This window comes from Microlunatus sagamiharensis, from assembly GCF_900105785.1.
Lineage (GTDB): Bacteria > Actinomycetota > Actinomycetes > Propionibacteriales > Propionibacteriaceae > Microlunatus > Microlunatus sagamiharensis.
In genome coordinates, this window is record NZ_LT629799.1 from 3,230,759 (window position 1) to 3,248,107 (window position 17,349).

General features: G+C 74.5%; 14 protein-coding genes. 6 read left to right on the forward strand and 8 right to left on the reverse strand.

What is annotated here, in order from left to right:
* Positions 1-64: 64 nt before the first annotated feature.
* A complete protein-coding gene (gene asnB, locus BLU42_RS14920) occupies positions 65-1,957 on the reverse strand; it encodes an asparagine synthase (glutamine-hydrolyzing) (RefSeq protein ID WP_231918179.1) in 1,893 nt (630 codons plus the stop codon).
* A 56-nt stretch (positions 1,958-2,013) separates the two neighbouring features.
* Between asnB and BLU42_RS14925 the strand changes: the two genes are divergently transcribed.
* Both BLU42_RS14925 and BLU42_RS14930 read left to right on the forward strand, forming a co-directional pair.
* Entirely contained in the window at positions 2,014-2,607 is a 594-nt protein-coding gene (locus BLU42_RS14925; RefSeq protein ID WP_091075915.1) for a TetR/AcrR family transcriptional regulator, read from the forward strand.
* A 43-nt stretch (positions 2,608-2,650) separates the two neighbouring features.
* Positions 2,651-3,553, forward strand: a complete 903-nt coding sequence (locus BLU42_RS14930) for a 2-deoxy-5-keto-D-gluconate 6-phosphate aldolase domain-containing protein (protein ID WP_157719991.1) — start codon at positions 2,651-2,653, stop codon at positions 3,551-3,553.
* Positions 3,554-3,556: 3 nt separating this feature from the next.
* Here BLU42_RS14930 and BLU42_RS14935 read toward each other — a convergent pair whose 3' ends face one another.
* The 4 genes from BLU42_RS14935 to BLU42_RS14950 all read right to left on the reverse strand — a co-directional run bounded on the left by BLU42_RS14935 (position 3,557) and on the right by BLU42_RS14950 (position 9,197).
* Entirely contained in the window at positions 3,557-4,246 is a 690-nt protein-coding gene (locus BLU42_RS14935) for a hypothetical protein (RefSeq protein WP_157719992.1), read from the reverse strand.
* A 182-nt stretch (positions 4,247-4,428) separates the two neighbouring features.
* A complete protein-coding gene (locus BLU42_RS14940; RefSeq protein ID WP_091075925.1) occupies positions 4,429-6,903 on the reverse strand; it encodes a phosphoketolase family protein in 2,475 nt (824 codons plus the stop codon).
* A gap of 51 nt (positions 6,904-6,954) precedes the next feature.
* The gene (locus tag BLU42_RS14945; protein ID WP_091075929.1) at positions 6,955-8,016 is read right to left on the reverse strand and encodes a glycosyltransferase family 9 protein; all 1,062 of its coding nucleotides are present in this window, start codon (positions 8,014-8,016) and stop codon (positions 6,955-6,957) included.
* Positions 8,013-9,197: a glycosyltransferase gene (locus BLU42_RS14950; RefSeq protein ID WP_091075932.1), complete on the reverse strand. Its 1,185-nt coding sequence runs from the start codon at positions 9,195-9,197 to the stop codon at positions 8,013-8,015. Before BLU42_RS14950 ends, BLU42_RS14945 begins: the two co-directional genes overlap by 4 nt.
* A gap of 93 nt (positions 9,198-9,290) precedes the next feature.
* Between BLU42_RS14950 and BLU42_RS14955 the strand changes: the two genes are divergently transcribed.
* The 3 genes from BLU42_RS14955 to BLU42_RS14965 all read left to right on the forward strand — a co-directional run bounded on the left by BLU42_RS14955 (position 9,291) and on the right by BLU42_RS14965 (position 12,821).
* Positions 9,291-10,133, forward strand: coding sequence for a glycosyltransferase (locus BLU42_RS14955; RefSeq protein WP_197680455.1), 843 nt, complete (start codon positions 9,291-9,293; stop codon positions 10,131-10,133).
* 105 nt (positions 10,134-10,238) lie between these two features.
* Entirely contained in the window at positions 10,239-11,900 is a 1,662-nt protein-coding gene (locus tag BLU42_RS14960) for a catalase (protein WP_091075936.1), read from the forward strand.
* A 129-nt stretch (positions 11,901-12,029) separates the two neighbouring features.
* On the forward strand, positions 12,030-12,821 hold the full coding sequence (locus tag BLU42_RS14965; RefSeq protein ID WP_091075940.1) for a lipase family alpha/beta hydrolase: 792 nt from the start codon (positions 12,030-12,032) through the stop codon (positions 12,819-12,821).
* Between the two features lie 182 nt (positions 12,822-13,003).
* On the opposite strand, the gene BLU42_RS14970 is transcribed toward BLU42_RS14965, so the two are convergent.
* The 3 genes from BLU42_RS14970 to BLU42_RS14980 are packed head-to-tail and all read right to left on the reverse strand — an operon-like array spanning position 13,004 to position 15,833.
* A complete protein-coding gene (locus BLU42_RS14970; RefSeq protein WP_091075943.1) occupies positions 13,004-13,816 on the reverse strand; it encodes an ABC transporter permease in 813 nt (270 codons plus the stop codon).
* Positions 13,813-14,757, reverse strand: coding sequence for an ABC transporter ATP-binding protein (locus tag BLU42_RS14975; RefSeq protein ID WP_091075947.1), 945 nt, complete (start codon positions 14,755-14,757; stop codon positions 13,813-13,815). Before BLU42_RS14975 ends, BLU42_RS14970 begins: the two co-directional genes overlap by 4 nt.
* Positions 14,754-15,833: a transcriptional regulator gene (locus tag BLU42_RS14980; protein WP_157719993.1), complete on the reverse strand. Its 1,080-nt coding sequence runs from the start codon at positions 15,831-15,833 to the stop codon at positions 14,754-14,756. Before BLU42_RS14980 ends, BLU42_RS14975 begins: the two co-directional genes overlap by 4 nt.
* 181 nt (positions 15,834-16,014) lie before the next feature.
* Here BLU42_RS14980 and BLU42_RS14985 point away from each other — a divergent pair, with 181 nt between their 5' ends.
* Positions 16,015-17,337 carry a hypothetical protein gene (locus tag BLU42_RS14985; RefSeq protein WP_091075953.1) on the forward strand — a complete coding sequence of 441 codons (1,323 nt, stop codon included), beginning with the start codon at positions 16,015-16,017 and terminating at the stop codon, positions 17,335-17,337.
* The last annotated feature ends 12 nt before the right edge of the window (positions 17,338-17,349 follow it).

The following is a 17,349-nucleotide window of genomic DNA, read 5'->3' on the forward strand; positions in this document are numbered from 1 at the left end:
CCGCAGGGCGGGACGCACCGCACGGCGTCGGCCGCGGTGCGTCCCCGCCGGTCCCGGCCGCGCCTCAGCCCGCGAGGTCCAGGGTCGGCGCGTACTCCTCGATCCACGTGGCGAGGTCGAGGGTGCGCTCCAGGCCCGCCCGGCCGAACATGGTCGGGTTGTCGCTCAGCGCGACCTCGTGGGCGAGCCAGTCGCGGTCCATGATCTCGAACACCGCGTGGTCGCCCTGCGACAGCAGCTCGCGGCCCTGGGCCCGCAGGGCGGCGGCGTACGCCGGGTCCTGGGTCGAGGGGTAGGGCGACTTGACGCGCTCCACGACCGAGTGCGGCAGCACGTCGGCGGTGGCCCCGCGCAGCAGCGACTTCTCCCGCCCGTCGTAGGTCTTGAGCGCCCAGGGCGCGTTGTAGACGTACTCGACGAGGCGGTGGTCGCAGAAGGGCACCCGCACCTCCAGCCCGGTGGCCATGCTCGTGCGGTCCTTGCGGTCCAGCAGCACCCGGACGAAGCGCGTCAGGTGCAGGTGGCTGATCTCGCGCATCCGGGCCTCGAGCCCGGTCTCGCCCTCGAGGGGCTGCACGTCGGCGAGCGCGGAGCGGTAGCTGTCCTTCACGTAGCCCTGGAGGTCCAGCCGGCCGCGCAGCCCGGGCTCGTACATCGAGGCCGTCGCCACGTCGTGGTCGCTCCGCCGGGCCGTCCGCAGCGCGATCCAGGGGAACGTGTCGGCCTCGCGGGCGACGGGCGAGAAGAACTGCTGGTAGCCGCCGAACACCTCGTCGGCCGACTCGCCCGAGAGCGCCACCGTGGAGTGCTGCCGGACCGCCTTGAAGAGCAGGTAGAGCGAGGCGTCCATGTCGCCGAGCCCGGCCGGCAGGTCGCGCGCGGTGATCACCGTGCGGCGGACCTCGGGGTCGGCCAGCTCGGCGGAGGACAGCACGATGTCGCGGTGCTCGGTGCCCGACAGGGCGGCGACGTCGTGCACGTACGGCGCGTCCGGCGTCCCGCGCATCTCGTCGGGGACGAAGTTGTCGGCCTGGCCGACGAAGTCGACCGCGAAGCTGCGCACCTGCTCGCCCTGCCCGGCGAGCTGCCGGGCGGCGAGGGCGGTCAGCGCCGAGGAGTCGAGGCCTCCGGACAGGAGCATGCAGCGCGGCACGTCGGAGACGAGCTGGCGCGCGACGACGTCGTCGAGCAGGGCGCGGACGTGCTCGACCGTCTCCTCCTGCGAATCGGTGTGCGGGCGCGTCTCCAGGCGCCAGTAGGTGCTCGTGCGCAGGCCCCGGCGGTCGAGGGTGACCACCGTGCCGGGCACGACCTCGGCCATGCCGTCCCAGACCGCGTGGCCCGGCGTCTTGACGAAGGCGAAGAGCTCCCGCAGCCCGTCGAGGGTGACCCGCCGCCGCGCCAGCGGGTTCGCCAGCACGGCCTTGGGCTCGGAGCCGAAGAGCACCCCGTCCGGGGTCTCGTAGTAGTAGAGCGGCTTGACGCCCATGCGGTCGCGGACCAGCGTCAGGCTCTCGTCGCGGGCGTCCCAGACGGCGAAGGCGAACATGCCGTTGAGCCGCTCGGCGACCGCGCTCCCCCACTCGAGGTAGCCGTGCAGCACGACCTCGGTGTCGGAGTCGGTGACGAAGCGGTGGCCACGGGCCGCGAGCTCGGCGCGCAGCTCGGTGAAGTTGTACGCCTCGCCGGAGTAGACGAGCGCGACCGCGCCCTCCGGCGTCTCGTACGTCATCGGCTGGCGCCCGTGCTCGACGTCGATGATGGCGAGCCGGCGGTGTCCGAGCGCGGCGTGCGGGGCCACGAAGGTGCCCTCGTCGTCCGGCCCCCGGCAGGCCATGGTCTGCGTCATCGCGTCCACCGCCCGCGTCTGCGTCCTCAGGTCGTGGTCGAAGCCCACCCACCCGGCGATCCCGCACACGTCGTCCTCCTCGTCCCGCGCCGCGTCCGTGCGGCGCATCTCGATAGCGTGGCTAACTGCTCGCCAAACTAGCACCGTCGTGCTAGAACGAGGGCGTGCCCCGGGTCGTCGATGGAGAGCAGCGTCGCCGCGCCATTGCGCACGCCGTCTTCCGCGTGGTCTGCGCCCGCGGCCTGGACGCCGTCACGCTCGGCGGCGTGGCCGCGGAGGCCGGCCTCGCGACCGGGTCGGTCCGGCACTTCGTCGGCAGCCGCACCGACCTGCTCGTGCTCACCCTGCGCACGCTGCGCGACGACGTGCGCCGTCGCGTGCAGGCCCTCGACGACCACGACCCCGAGGCCGCGCTGCAGGAGCTGCTGCCCCTGGACGACGTCCGGCGCACCGAGGCGGTGGTCTGGCTGGCCTTCGAGGCCGCCGCCCGCACCGAGGGGACGCTGCGCCCGCTCCTGCTCGAGGTCGTCGACGACGTGCGCGGCCTGCACCGGCGAGTGGTGGCCGAGCTGTGCCCCGGGGCGGACGAGGAGTCGGTCGCCGCGGCGGCGGACCGCGTGGCGGCGGTGCTCGACGGGCTCACGGTCGGGGCCGTCCTCGTGTCGGATCGGACCGACGCGGGCCGGATGCGGCGGGTGCTGGCCGACGAGCTCGCCGCGATCGCCGGGCGCTCCGGGCGCGTGGGCACCGGCGCCTGAGCCGCCCGTCCGACCGCTCCGGGCCGGGCGCACGATGGGAGGCATGGAGCGCCCCACGTCCGACCTGCCGCTGCTCGTCCTCGCCCTCGACCAGCGCGGCTCCTTCGCCAAGCTCTTCGGCACGGAGGAGGCCTCGGCGAGCGAGGAGGACGTCGCCCGGATGCGGGCGGCCAAGACGCTGGTCTACCGCGGCGTCGCCGAGGTCGCCGCTGCGGTCGAGGGCGCGCAGGTCGGCGTGCTCACCGACGAGGAGTACGGCGCCGAGGTGCTCGGGCGGGCCCGGGCCGACGGCCGAGTCGTCGCCTACCCGGTGGAGAAGAGCGGGCAGCAGCTCTTCGACCTCGAGTTCGGCGACGAGACCGCGGAGCACGTCGAGCGGTGGGACCCCGACTACGTCAAGGTGCTCGTGCGGATGAACCCCGACGACGACGCCGACGACACCCGCGGCCAGCTCGACCGGCTTCGCGCGCTGTCGGAGGAGCTGCACGACTCCGGCCGGCCCTTCCTGCTCGAGCTGCTCGTGCCGGCGTCGGAGGCCCAGCTCGCCTCGGTCGGTGGCGACAGCACCGCGTACGACCGGGACCTCCGACCGGGCCTGGCCGCGCAGGTGATCCACGCGGTCCAGGACGCCGGGGTCGAGCCGACCCTGTGGAAGATCGAGGGCCTGGAGACCACCCAGGCGGCCGAGCAGGTGGTCGCGGCGGCGCGGCGCGGTGGACGCGACGCCGACTGCATCGTGCTCGGGCGCGACGCCCCGCAGGAGACGCTCGACCACTGGCTCCGGGTCGCGGCCCCGGTGCCGGGCTTCGTCGGCTTCGCCGTCGGGCGCTCGATCTGGAAGGAGCCGCTCGAGCAGTACCTGGCCGACGACGACGAGGCACGGCTGCTCGAGGTCGTCGGCCAGAACTACCTGCACTACGTGCGGACCTACCTCGCCGCACGCTGAGGCCTACCGCTGCAGCGAGGCGTTCGTCCGGACGAGCCGGAGGATGGTGCCGAAGCCGCCGAGCACCCCGAAGACGACGAACAGCACGATGTCGCGCGTGTACTCGCCCAGCACGGGGCCATAGGTCAGGTTCTCGCGGACGAACGCGCCCCGGCTCGGGTAGGAGCCGGTGATCTCCGCGTCGAGCGTCGGGAACACGGTCCAGAGGTCGGTGGCCACGGCCGCGAAGAAGCTCGCGACGATGCCGAGGGCGATGATCGCGGCGACGACCGGGATGCCCTTCTTGACCCGGCCGCCGGAGCCGCGGGCGTAGAGCACGGCCGCGCCGGCCGCCACGACGACGCCGGACAGCGAGGCGACGAAGCCGAGGCGCCAGATGATCGCCGACAGGACCGCACCCACGGGCACGGCGAGCAGGGCGAGCAGCGCGCCGTGGCCGACCCGCTCGGGCGGCAGGACCACGGTCGGCGTCGCGACGAGGCCCTCGGGACCGTAGCGGTGCTCCACCACCTCCTCCGGCCGGGCCCCGTACGCGGCGGGTGCCTGCGGTGCCGCATCCTGCTGCTGCACGTTGGGCTGCTGTGCGTACGGCTGCCGGGGCTCGGCCGGCGGCGGGACCTGCGGCGCCTGCGGCGGGGCGTACGCCGGGCCGGGCTGGCCGTTGCGGTCGCTCGGGGTCGGGTCGATGCTCATGATCATCCTCGTGGAGGGCGGTCGGGTCGGAGCAGTCGACCATGATCAGGGGTCGTGCGCGGCGGGATCGCGAGTTGTCCACAGCCCGACCGGCGAACTCTTCACCGGCGTTCAGGTTCCATCGCCGGTCTATGCACCTCGAGGCCCGCCCGCGCCGGCGGCGGGCGGGCCCGGAGGGTCGCTCAGAAGGGCCAGGTCCAGCCCGCGACGGCCGGGTCGTCGACGCCGTTCTCGCGCGTGTAGGTCCGCGCCCGGAGGCGGGCGTCGGCCATCTCCTGGCGCAGCCCGGCCGCGCTCGCGCCGAGCGAGGGCACGCGGTCGATCACGTCCATGACCAGGTGGAAGCGGTCGAGGTCGTTGAGCATGACCATGTCGAAGGGCGTGGTCGTGGTCCCGCGCTCCTTGTAGCCGCGCACGTGGATGCCGGAGTGGTTGGCGCGGCGGTAGGTGAGCCGGTGGACAAGCCACGGGTAGCCGTGGAAGGCGAAGATCACCGGCTGGGTCGCGGTGAAGAGCGTGTCGAAGTCGCGGTCGGACAGCCCGTGCGGGTGCTCGTCCTCGGGCAGCAGGCGCATCAGGTCGACGACGTTGACCACGCGGACCCGCAGGTCGGGCAGTCGCTCCCGCAGGATCGCCGCGGCGGCGAGCACCTCGAGCGTCGGGATCTCCCCGGCCGCACCGAGGACGACGTCGGGCAGCGTGCCGGCGTCGTCGTGGCTCGAGGCCCAGTCCCAGATCCCCGCGCCGCGGGCGCAGTGCAGCCCGGCGTCCTCGACCGACAGGTAGTCGAACTGCGGCTGCTTGCCCGCGACGACGACGTTGACGTAGTGCCGCGACCTGAGGCAGTGGTCGAAGGTCGACAGCAGTGTGTTCGCGTCCGGGGGCAGGTAGATCCGCACGATCGACGGGTCCTTGTTGAGCACGACGTCGAGGAAGCCCGGGTCCTGGTGGGTGAAACCGTTGTGGTCCTGGCGCCACACGTGCGAGCTCAGCAGGTAGTTCAGGCTGGCGATCGGGCGGCGCCACGGCACCTGCGCGCTGGCCTGGAGCCACTTGGCGTGCTGGTTGAACATCGAGTCGACGATGTGGATGAACGCCTCGTAGCAGGTGAAGGCGCCGTGCCGCCCGCTGAGCAGGTAGCCCTCGAGCAGGCCCTCGCAGAGGTGCTCGCTCAGCACCTCGATGACCCGGCCCTGCCGGTCGAGCCGCTCGTCGAACTCACCCTCCTGGGCCTGCCACCGCCGCCCGGTCACCTCGAGGATGTCCTGCAGGCGGTTGCTGGCCAGCTCGTCCGGCGCCATGGTCAAGAAGCTGGTCGGGTTGTCGCGGGTGACGTCGCGCAGCCACGTGCCCAGCACCTTCGTCGCCTCGTGCGCCGTGGTGCCCGGGTTGGGCACGTCGACGCCGTAGTCCCGCCAGTCGGGCAGGCGCAGGTCGCGCAGCAGCGCGCCGCCGTTGGCGACCGGGTTGTCGCTCATCCGGCGGGTGCCGGTCGGCGGCAGGTCGAGCAGCTCCTGGACCGGCCGGCCCTCGTCGTCGAACAGCTCCTCCGGGCGGTAGCTGCGCAGCCACTGCTCGAGGACCGCGCGGTGCGTGCCGTCCGTGCGTGCTGCGGGCAGCGGCACCTGGTGGGCGCGGAACGTCCCCTCCACCTGCTGGCCGTCGACCTGCGGCGGGCAGGTCCAGCCCTTCGGGGTCCGCATGATGATCATGGGCCAGCGGGGTCCGGCGTCGTCGGGGCCGGGGACCTCGTCGGTGCTGCGGGCGCGCCGCTGGATCTCCGCGATGGCGTCGAGGCAGGTCTCGAGCGTCTCGGCGTACAGCTGGTGGACGGTGCCCGGGTCGTCGCCCGCGACGACGTGCGGGTCGTAGCCGTAGCCGCGCATCAGCTCCAGCAGCTCGGCCTCGGGGATGCGCGCGAGCAGCGTCGGGTTGGCGATCTTGTACTCGTTGAGCGCGAGGATCGGCAGCACGGCACCGTCCCGCGCGGGGTCGATGAACTTGGCCGCGTGCCAGCTGCCGGCCAGCGGCCCGGTCTCGGCCTCGCCGTCCCCGACGACGCAGAAGACGGTGAGCTCCGGGCTGTCGAGCGCGGCGCCGTACGCGTGCAGGAGCGAGTAGCCGAGCTCGCCGCCCTCGTGGAACGAGCCGGGCGTCTCGGGTGCGCAGTGGCTGGGGACGCCGCCGGGGAAGGAGAACTGGTGGAAGAAGGCACGCATGCCGCGCTCGTCACGCCCGATGTGGCTGTAGAGCTCGGAGTAGGTCCCCTCCAGCCAGGCGCAGGCGTTGGGGCCCGGGCCGCCGTGGCCGGGACCGGCGACGAAGACCGCGTTCAGGTCGCGGGCCTTGATCGCCCGGTTGGCGTGGACGTAGGCGAGGTTGAGCCCCGGCACGGTGCCGAAGTGGCCGAGCAGGCGCGGCTTGACGTGCTCGGCCTGCAGCGGTTCGCGCAGCAGCGGGTTGGCCATCAGGTAGATCTGGCCGACCGCGAGGTAGTTGGCCGCCCGCCACCAGGCGTCGACGAGGCGCAGCTCCTCGGCGCCCAGGACGCCCTCCGGCGTGCCGAGGTCGTACGGGGTGGGCGCGACGGTCGGACCGTTGGAGCCGCCCTCGTTGTCGGCGGCGGTGTCGCCGCCCATGCTCGCGAGCTGCGTCATGACGACACGGTAGGGCTGCCCGACCGGCTCCCGGAGGGCGGTCGGGTGAACCTACGGCGACGCCTCCGGGTGGACACGCGAGGCGAGCACGACCGCCGCGACGCGGTCCACCGGCAGGTCGGCGAGGCAGGCCGGGGCGTCCCCGGTCAGCGGGCAGCGCGCCGACCACCAGCACTCCTGCTCGCTGATGGCGAGCGGGCGGCGGACCTCGCAGCCGGGCAGCCCCTGCAACGAGGAGCCGGAGCGCGGGTCGAGCCCGTAGCGGCCCGCGACGGTGGGCCCGAAGAGGGCGACCGCGCGGGCGCCGACCGCGGTGGCGAGGCGGACCGGCCCGGTGTCGCCGCCGACGACGACGCCGCCGGCCTCGCCGACGACGGCCAGGTTGGCGGCGAGCTCGCGGAGGCTGCCGGGCGGGAGCAGCGTCGTGCCCGGGACCGGTTCGCTGCCGGCGGCGCCCGCGGTGAGGACGGGGTGCCCGCCGGCCGCCGCACGGGCGGCGAGCGCGACCCAGCGCTCCGCCGGCCACTCCTTGACGCGCATCCCGGAGCCCGGCACGAGCACGACCGGTGAACTTCTCGCCCTCTGACCACCGCTGAGGTGGTCAGAGGGCGAGAAGTTGGGCAGACGGTCGCGGGCGGCGGACCACTCGGTCTCCGTGAGGGTCACCGTCGGGGGTTCGTCCACGAAGCGGGGGTCGACCAGGCCGTCCTCGACCAGCAGCCGCACGAACCTCCGGTCGATCAGCTCGTCGACCGGCGGGCTCCGCCAGAGGTTGGTGACCGCGCGCGGGGCGCGGGCGGCGCAGAGCTCGCCGATGCCGTCGTAGGTCGTCGTGGTGACCACGAGGTCGTACGCCCGCCCCGCGCGCTCCGCCGCGTCGAGCTCCGCCTCCACCACGGTGCGCGGGACGCCGTCGGTGTGGTCGCTCGTCGCGACCACCCGGGCGACGAGCGGGTCGTGGGCCAGCAGCACGTCGCCGGGGGTGAACGTCAGCACGGTCAGCTCGGCGGCGGGGTGGCTGCGGGCCAGGGCGTGGATCGCGGGCAGCGCGAGGAGCACGTCGCCGAAGCCGCCGAGGAGCTCGACGACGAGGATCCGGCGCACCGCGCTCACGCCTCGAGCGCCGTCCGGTAGACCGCTCGGTGCGCCGCCGCGATGGCCGGCCAGTCGCGGTTGGCGGCGAAGGCCTGCCCGCCCTGCGCCACCCGGGCGGTGAGCGCCGGGTCGCCGAGCGCGCGCCGGACCGCGGCCGCGATCGCCGCCGGGTCGCGCCGGGCGGTGACGTCGAGCACCGTCACCCCGTCGACCAGGTCGGCGTCGCGCTCGTCCGCGACGGTCGCGAGCACCGGGGCACGGTGCGCCAGCGCGGCCAGCAGCGAACCGCTCTTGGTCGTCACGCCGGCGGTGAACGGCAGCACCACCAGGTCGGCCGCGGACAGCAGCTGCGAGACCTCGTCGCCGTCGACCCAGCCCGTCAGCGTGACCCGGTCGGCGACCCCGCGGTCGGCGACGCGCTGCTCGACCTCGGCCCGGAACGAGCGCGCCTCCTCCCCCGGCAGCGCGAGCGAGGCGAACCCGCCCGCCCCGACCACGTGCACGTCCACGCCCTCGTCGCGCAGCAGCGCGGCCGCGTCCACCAGCTCGCGGAAGCCCTTCACCGGGTGGACGAAGCCGAAGAAGACCAGCAGCGGCACGCCGTCGGCGAGCCCGAGCCGTGCCCGCACCCGCTCCCGCGCCCCGGCGGCGTCCGGGCCCGGGCCGGGGACGTTCGGTCCGATGGGGATCGTCGTGGGCTCGCGCCCGAGCCGGCGCCGGACCACCTCGGCGTGCCCGGCGTTGGTGGTCACCAGCGCGCGGCTGCGCGGCCCGAGCAGCCCGCTCTCGCGGTCGTACCGCCCGTGGCCCTCGACCAGCGGCCAGGCGCGGCCCGGGACCCAGCCCGGCCAGCCCCACCAGCCGTACTCGTGCAGCGTGGTCACGACCGGCGTCCGCACCAGGGCGGGCAGCCAGCCGACGGCTCCCGACCAGCCGTACGCCGAGGGCGCCCACTGCACGTGCAACAGGTCGGCGCCCAGCCCGTCGAGGGCCCGCGCGGCTCCGCGCAGGTGGCGCGGCGACCAGTCCGGGGCGAGGGCGACGGCCCCGTCCGGCTCGCGGCCGTCCTCGGCCCGGGCGGCGACGACGACGTCGAGGGCGTCGGGTCCGGAGCGCAGCTCCTCGGCCAGGCGCCGGACGTAGTCGGCGACGCCGTCGCGCTCGGGCGCGTACGTCCCGCAGACCAGCGCGACCCGCACCCGCCCTCCCCTCCACGTCCGTCTCACGCCCATCGGTCGACGGGTTCGGCGTGCCACGATCGGCGGCGTGCCGGCCCCGATCCTTACCCACCCGTGACCCAGGACGTGCCCCACCGCGGGGACCTGGACGTGCTGGTCCCCACGCGGGACCGCCGCGAGGCGCTCGCCGTGACGCTGTCCGGCCTCCTCGCCCAGGACCTCAGCGCCCGGCTCGTGCTGGCCGACCAGACGCCCGGCACGAGCGCCGCCGAGCAGCCCGAGATCGCCAGCCTGCTCGGCGTCATGCGGCTGCGCGGGTGGGAGGTCGAGGTCGAGCACCGCACGGGCCCGGCGCGCGGTGTGACCGAGCAGCGCCAGCACCTGCTCGACCGGGCGCGGCGGCCGTACCTGCTGATGCTCGACGACGACGTGCTGCTCGAGCGCTGGGTGCTGCGCCAGCTGGTCGAGGCGATGGACGTGCTCGGGTGCGGGTTCGTCGGGATGGCGCACGCCGCGGCCTCCTACCTCGACGACGTGCGTCCCGCGGAGCTCGAGTCCTTCGAGCTGTGGGAGGGCGGTCGCGTGCGCCCCGAGCGGATCCGCAAGGGCGACCCGGGCTGGGAGCGCTGGCGGCTGCACAACGCCGCGAACGTCCAGCACCTGCTCGACCGGGTGCCCGGCGGCGCGCTCGACGCGCACGGCTGGGTGCCGTACAAGGTCGCCTGGGTCGCCGGGTGCGTGCTGTTCCGGACCGAGGCGCTGCGCGACGTCGGCGGGTTCGGCTTCTGGGCCGACCTGCCGCCCAACCTGCGCGGCGAGGACGTGGTCACCCAGCTCCAGGTCGCCGAACGGTTCGGAGGGGCGGGGCTGCTGCCCTCCGGCGCGTGGCACCTCGAGCTGCCGACCTCGATCGAGGACCGCTCGGTCGACGCGTACGCCGCCGTGCTGGAGGCCTGAGCTCCACTCCCCCGGCGCGGGTTGATCGCGCCGCCGCTGGGTAGGTCCCGGTGAGGGCGCCACCGCGAGGCTCGGCGCCCGGACCCCACCAGCAAGGAGATCAGCGTGACGGACGTCGCCAGCCAGGGACCGGCCGCGAGCGAGCAGGACCGCGCGGTCCTGACCAACCGCCAGGGCCACCCGGTCTACGACAACCAGAACCAGCGCACCGTCGGCGCCCGCGGCCCGGCGACGCTGGAGAACTACCAGTTCCTCGAGAAGATCAGCCACTTCGACCGCGAGCGCATCCCCGAGCGGGTCGTGCACGCGCGCGGCGCGACGGCCTTCGGGACGTTCGTCGCCGACGGCACCGTGGGCGACGAGCCGGTCGCGAGGCACACCCGAGCCAGGCTCTTCCAGACGGCGGGCCAGGAGACCGAGGTCGCCGTCCGCTTCTCCACCGTCGCCGGCGGCCGGGACTCCTCCGAGGCCGCGCGCGACCCGCGCGGGTTCGCGGTGAAGTTCTACACCGAGGACGGCAACTGGGACCTCGTCGGCAACAACCTCGGCGTCTTCTTCCTCCGCGACGCGATCAAGTTCCCCGACTTCATCCACTCCCAGAAGCCCGACCCCGTGAGCTTCGACCGCCAGGTCGCCAACCGGGTCTTCGACTTCGCGAGCCAGACGCCCGAGTCGATCCACATGTTCTGCCTGGTCTTCAGCCCGCGCGGCCTGCCGGCGAGCTACCGCACCCAGCAGGGCTTCGGCGTGAACACGTACAAGTGGGTCAACGAGGCCGGCGAGACCCAGCTGGTCAAGTACCACTGGCTGCCCCAGCAGGGCGTGAAGTCGTGGACCGCGGCCGACGCCGCCGTCGTCCAGGGCCGTGAGCTCGGCGTGCACACCAAGGACCTGTACGAGGCGATCGACGCGGGCGACTTCCCGTCCTGGGAGCTGCACGTGCAGCTGATGAGCGACGACGAGCACCCCGAGCTCGACTTCGACCCGCTGGACGACACCAAGGTGTGGCCGGAGAACGACTTCCCGCTGCGCAAGGTCGGCACCATGACCCTGAACCGCACCCCGCAGAACTTCTTCACCGAGAGCGAGCAGATCGCGTTCGGCACCGGGGTGCTCGTCGACGGGCTCGACTTCTCCGACGACAAGATGCTCGTCGGGCGCACGTTCAGCTACTCCGACACCCAGCGCTACCGCGTCGGGCCGAACTACCTGCAGCTGCCGGTGAACGCGCCGAGGACGCGCTTCGCCACCAACCAGCGCGACGGGCAGATGGCGTACGGCGTCGACCTCGGTGAGGGGCAGAACCCGCACGTCAACTACGAGCCGTCGATCCTCGGCGGCCTGCGCGAGGCGCAGTACCCGACGCACGACGACCAGGGTCCGGAGATCACCGGTCGGCTGACCCGCAAGCGGATCCCGCGCACCGACGACTACACGCAGGCCGGTCAGCGCTACGTCTGCAGCGAGCAGTGGGAGCGCGACGACCTGGTGGCCAACTTCGTCGACGCCCTGTCGCAGTGCGACCGCCCGATCCAGGAGCGGATGGTCTGGCACCTGTTCATGGCCGAGGACGAGCTGGGCCAGCGCGTGGGCGACGGTCTCGGCATCAGCGCGGACGACGTCCGCGGGCTCGAGCAGTTGCAGACGCAGACGCTCACCGAGGCCGAGCTCGAGCGCGCCGCGAACCTCGGCAAGAACGGCCCCCGCGACGTCACCGGGCTGGTGATGACGCACTGCGTGCCGAACGAGCACGTCGTCGTCAGCTGACGTTCGCGCCCTGAGCCTGTCTGCCCCGTTCCCTGAGCCTGTCGAAGGGCCGAGCGGTAGGTTGCCGCGCCAATTCCCCCAGGAATCGCGCCGCAACCTACCGCTCGGCGGTCCGGGGACACTGGGGTCGTGCCCAGCGCCCTCTCGGCCCTCTCGCCCCAGCGCCGCCGGCTCGTGCTGGTCGTGGTCGGGCTCGTCGGCGTGCTCGTGCTCGCCCTCGCGGCGACGCTGGTCGTCCGCGCGCTGACCCGGGGCCGGCCGGTGCCGCAGGACCGGCCCGGTCCGGTGCTGCTCGTCCCCGGCTACGGCGGGCGGACGGCGTCGCTCGACCCGCTGGCCGCCGTGCTCCGCGCCGAGGGCCGTGACGTGACCATCGTGAGCCTGCTCGGCGACGGCACCGGCGACCTCGACGCCCAGGCCGGCCACCTCGCCGACGTGGCCGACGACGTGCTGCGGACGAGCGGCGCGCCCTCGGTCGACGTGGTCGGCTATTCCGCCGGCGGCGTCGTCGTCCGCCTGTGGGTGCGCGACCACGGCGGCGACGTCCAGGCGCGACGCGTCCTCACCCTCGGCTCCCCGCAGCACGGAACGAGCGTCGCCGCGCTCGGGGCCGAGGTCGCCGGCGGCTGCCCCACCGCCTGCGAGCAGCTCCTGCCCGACAGCAGCCTGCTGCGCCGCCTGAACGCCGGCGACGAGACCCCGTCCGGGCCGGAGTGGGCGACCGTCCGGTCGGCGAGCGACCAGGTGGTGACGCCGACGGGCTCGGCGGCGCTCGACGGCGCCCTCAACGTCCTCGTGCAGGACGCGTGCCCCTCGGCGACCACCTCGCACTACCAGCTGCCGGCCGACGCGGTCGTCGCGGCGACGGTCCGCTCGACGCTCGGCGCCGGCCCGGTGGCCGCGCCCGAGCCTGGCTGCTGACCGGGGAGTCGCGGTCCTTCGCCGGGACCACCACCGGGTCGAGCGCCGACGCCTGGACGACCGGATCGTGACGCCGCGCCCTGGTGCGGGAGGCGGCAGGGCTACGGCGTCACGAGGAGGGAGGAAGGCGTCGGACCGGAGCGAGATCCCGCGTCGGAGCGGAGCGGAGACAGGAGGTACGGCTACTCGTCCACGTCCGAGGTCGAGAAGTTCGCCCAGGCGGCGAGGCTGAAGACGACCAGGTAGCCCAGCTGGACGAGCAGGCCCCGGACCACGTCGTCCCACAGGATGGGGTCGCGGAACAGGTCGACGAAGGCCAGCCAGTAGCGCGTCGGCAGGTAGGGGTGCAGCGCCGAGGCGGCGTCGAGGCCGAGCAGCACGGTCGAGGCGATGAGCAGCCCGACGGTGCCGAGAGCCGCGCCGATCGAGGAGCTGCTGACCGTGGACAGGAACAGCGCCACGGCGGCCACCCCGAGCATGCAGACGACCATGTACGCCAGCGCGAGCGCCGTGCGCCAGGCCAGCTGCTGCGGCGTCAGGGTCGAGCCGCTCAGGCTGACAGTGCCGGTCGCGGGCGCCGTGCCGAGGAGGAGCCGCCCCTCGACGGCCGCGACGGCGGCCACCACGAGCACGGCGGCGACGACGAACACCACGACGGTGACGAGCTTGGCCACGAGCAGCCGGAGCCGGCTGACCGGCCGGACGAGCAGGTAGCGCAGCGTGCCCGACTGGACCTCGCCGGCCACGGCGTCGCCGCCGAGGACGGCCACGGCGATGGGCAGGAACAGCGGCAGCACGACCCCGAGGGCCGCGAGCGGGAAGAGCGTCCCGTCGCTCAGCACCGCGGAGAGGAAGGGCGGGCCCTCCCCCGGCCCGGGTGCCACGTCGGTGATGGCCAGCAGCACCGCGACGAGGGTCGGCAGCGCGACGAGCATGCCGAGGACGACCCAGGTCCGCGGACGCAGCACCAGCTTGACGAGCTCGACGCCGATCACGCGCTCAGCACCTCCGCCCGCGGGAGCTCGGCCGGGGCCGGCGGGGCGCTGCTCGCCTCCAGGACGACCTGCTCGAGGTCGCGCTCGTAGGGCCCGAGCCGCTCGACGCCGACGCCGGAGGTCACGAGGTGGTGGTTCAGGGAGGCGGCGTCCTCGGCGCGGACCAGCAGCCGCGCGCAGGTCACGTCGACGACCGCGTCGCCGAGCAGGCGGGCGGCCGTCGCGGCGTCGGGGCTGTGGACCTCGACCAGGCCCGTCGGGCGCAGCAGCGTCTCCAGCCGCTCCTGCAGCACCAGCCGCCCGCGGTCGAGGACGCCGACGTCGGTGCACATCTGCTCGATCTCGGCGAGCAGGTGGCTGGACAGGAAGATCGTCGTGCCCTCGGCGTTCAGCGCCAGCAGCAGCGCGCGGATCTCGCTGATCCCCTGGGGGTCGAGGCCGTTCGTCGGCTCGTCGAGCACCAGCAGCCGCGGGCGGCGCACCAGCGCGGCCGCGAGGCCGAGGCGCTGGCGCATGCCGAGCGAGTACGCCCGCACCGGTCGGCGGTCGGCCGGGTCGAGGCCGACCTGCTCGAGCACCTCGCCGACACGGGCGCGCCGGCGCGACCGGGGCAGCGGGTCGGGTCCGGCGGCGTCGAGGAGCGCGAGGTTGAGCCGGCCCGAGAGGTGGTCGTACGCGCCCGGGCCCTCGACGAGCGCGCCGACCTGCGGCAGGACGCTCGTGCGCGCCGACGGCATCGGCTGCCCGAGCACCTCGGCGTAGCCCTCGGTGGGCAGGACGAGGCCGAGGAGCATCCGCACGGTCGTCGTCTTGCCCGACCCGTTCGCCCCGAGGAAGCCGTAGACCGAGCCCTCGCCGACCTCGAGGTCGACCGCGTCGACGGCGCGCAGCTCGCCGTAGCGCTTGGTGAGGCCGCGCGTACGGATGGTCGGGTCGCTCATGCGCGCTCCTGCAGCTGGTCGGCGGCCTGCGCCAGGGTCTCGGGCGTGACGGTGCCCGCGAGCAGGTAGCCGCCGCCCCGGCCGGGGAAGCGGGTGAGCAGGAGGTTGACCGGCCCGACCGGGGCGAGGGTGCCCTGCCGCGACCGGCTGGCGGCCCCGTTGCGCTCGAGCTGCTCGCGCAGCGGTCCGGCGACCGACCCGCGCAGCGGGAAGACGATCATGGTCGTGGGACCGCGCCCGTAGACGCCGACCGCGCCCGGCGCGTCCCCGCCGCGGGTGCCCAGGCCGGCCAGGGCGCGGGGCAGCCGGGCGGCCTGCAGGCCGTTCGCGGCCGCGACCACGTCGGTCGACTCCTCGTAGCTGAGCGAGACGCTCGCCGGCGGGTCGAAGCGCACGTCGGCCGGGTCCGGGTCGCGCAGCGTCAGCTCGGTCAGGGTCGTGCTCAGCACGGGCACCGCACCGCCCTTGGCGTAGAGGTCGACGCGGACCGGGAGCCCGGTCCGCGGCTCGAGCCACAGCTCGACGCGCCCCACGGTGGTCCCCGTCTGCGACGGCGTCAGCACGTAGCCGACCGCGTCCACCCCGGCGATCCGGCGACCCGCGACGGCGGTGAGCTCGTCGGGCGTGGCGCCCTGCAGCAGGTCGCGCCCGAGCGTGGGGGGCAGCACGTCGACGGCGTCGGGCAGGCGGATGGTCGAGACCGGCGAGTAGGTGGCGCGCTCGGACTCGAAGATCCAGCGGACCTGCCCGTTGCCGTCGCGGAAGGTGTCGGTCTCGCCGGTGCTGCGGACCCGGTCGACCCGCCAGCTGCGCTCGCCGCGCCACCAGGCCCGCAGCTCGACCTGCTCGCCCAGCAGCTGGCCGAGGGTGGCGAAGGAGTCGCTGCTCGGCAGCTGCAGCGAACCCGTGCTCTCCGCCCGGCCCGACCAGCCGACCGAGCCCGAGGCGCGGACCTGCGCGATCAGCTCGGCGGTGGGCCGGGTCGGGGGTCCGCCGCCGGGTCGGTGGGCGACCAGGAGCGGCGCCACGACCAGCAGCACGGCGGCGCCGAGCACGACGAGCCAGCGCCACCTCACGGGCGCCAGGGTAGGCGCGCAGGCCTAACCCGCCAGGCCGGCCACGAGCCCGCTCACGGGCACGGCCGGGAGCCGGGCGGGGCTCCGCGGCGGCTCGGGGTGCGCTGTCGAGATGATCACGTCGGCCCGGCGCGCCCTGTATCGATTCGGTAGCGGCCCCGCGCGCCCTACACTCCGACTCGTGCAGGTCCGTGCTGAGACCGTCCTCGACGGCCCTGATCTCGAGGTGCTGCACCCGCTGTACCTCGGGGCGATGGCCCCCCTCGCCACCCGGGCTGCGGCACGCCACGTGCTGTCCCGCGCCGAGTTCGACGAGGAGATGGCCGACCCGCGCATCATCAAGTTCCTCGTGCGCGACGACGACGGCACGCCCTTCGCGCTGACCACCCTCACCAAGGACCTGTCCGCGGTGCCCTGGATCAGCCCCTCCTACTTCGAGACGCGCTTCCCCGACGCGGTCGGGCGCGACGCGATGTTCTACCTCGGCTACACCTTCGTCGCCCCGGACCGGCGACGCTCGCAGGCGCTGCTGCTGATGGCGTCGGCGGTCAAGAACCAGCTCGAGTCGACGCGGGGCGTCGTCGGCTTCGACACCTGCGCCTACAACGACGAGCACGGCGTGGGCCGCTGGTCGGGCTGGCTCTTCGGCCCGATGAGCTCGGTCTCGAGGCTCGACGCGCAGAGCTACAGCGTGGCCGACTACCGCCACGGGCGGATCCCGGTGCCGACGACCGACCCGCGCCGGCTGGCGGCCGACGACCTCCGGCTGCTGAGCCTGGCCGACCGGCCCGACCTGGCCGACGAGGTCGGCGCCCTGCTGGCCTCCCGCTGGCCGACCTTCATGCTCGCGGGTCGCCCGGGCCACGACGAGGACCTCTTCGCGCTGCTGCAGGCGGCGCCGGAGCACCAGGTCGTCGCGGTCGACGCCGACGACCGGGTCCGCGGGGCGGCCTTCTCGCTGCCGATCACCTGGGACGGCACCGAGGCCGACCTGCCGCTCGGCTGGGACGACGCCGTGAGCCGTGCCGGCCGGCACGAGCCGGGGTCCCCCGTCCAGGCGGCGACCGCGCTCTCGATCACGGTCGCCCCGGACGCGACGCGGCGCGGGCTCGCCGTACGGCTCATCGAGGCCCTGCGCGCCGCGACGGCGAAGGCGGGCGGCCGGGCCCTCGTGGCCCCGGTGCGGCCGGTGCTCAAGGAGCGCTACCCCCTCGTCGCCATGGACGACTACCTCACCTGGCAGACCGCCGACGGCGTCGCCTTCGACCCCTGGGTGCGGACCCACCTCCGCCTCGGGGCGCGCCTGCAGGGGGTCGCCGAGTCCTCGATGACCATCAGCGGGTCGGTCGAGGACTGGCGCCGCTGGCTCGACGACCCGATCCCGGGCCCGGGCCGCTACGTCGCCCCGGGCGGGCTGGCGCCGGTGGTGATCGACGGCGACTCCGGCACCTACGTGGAACCCAACGTCTGGCTCGTCCACGACGTGACCCCGGCCGCCGCCTGAGGCGGAGGGGCG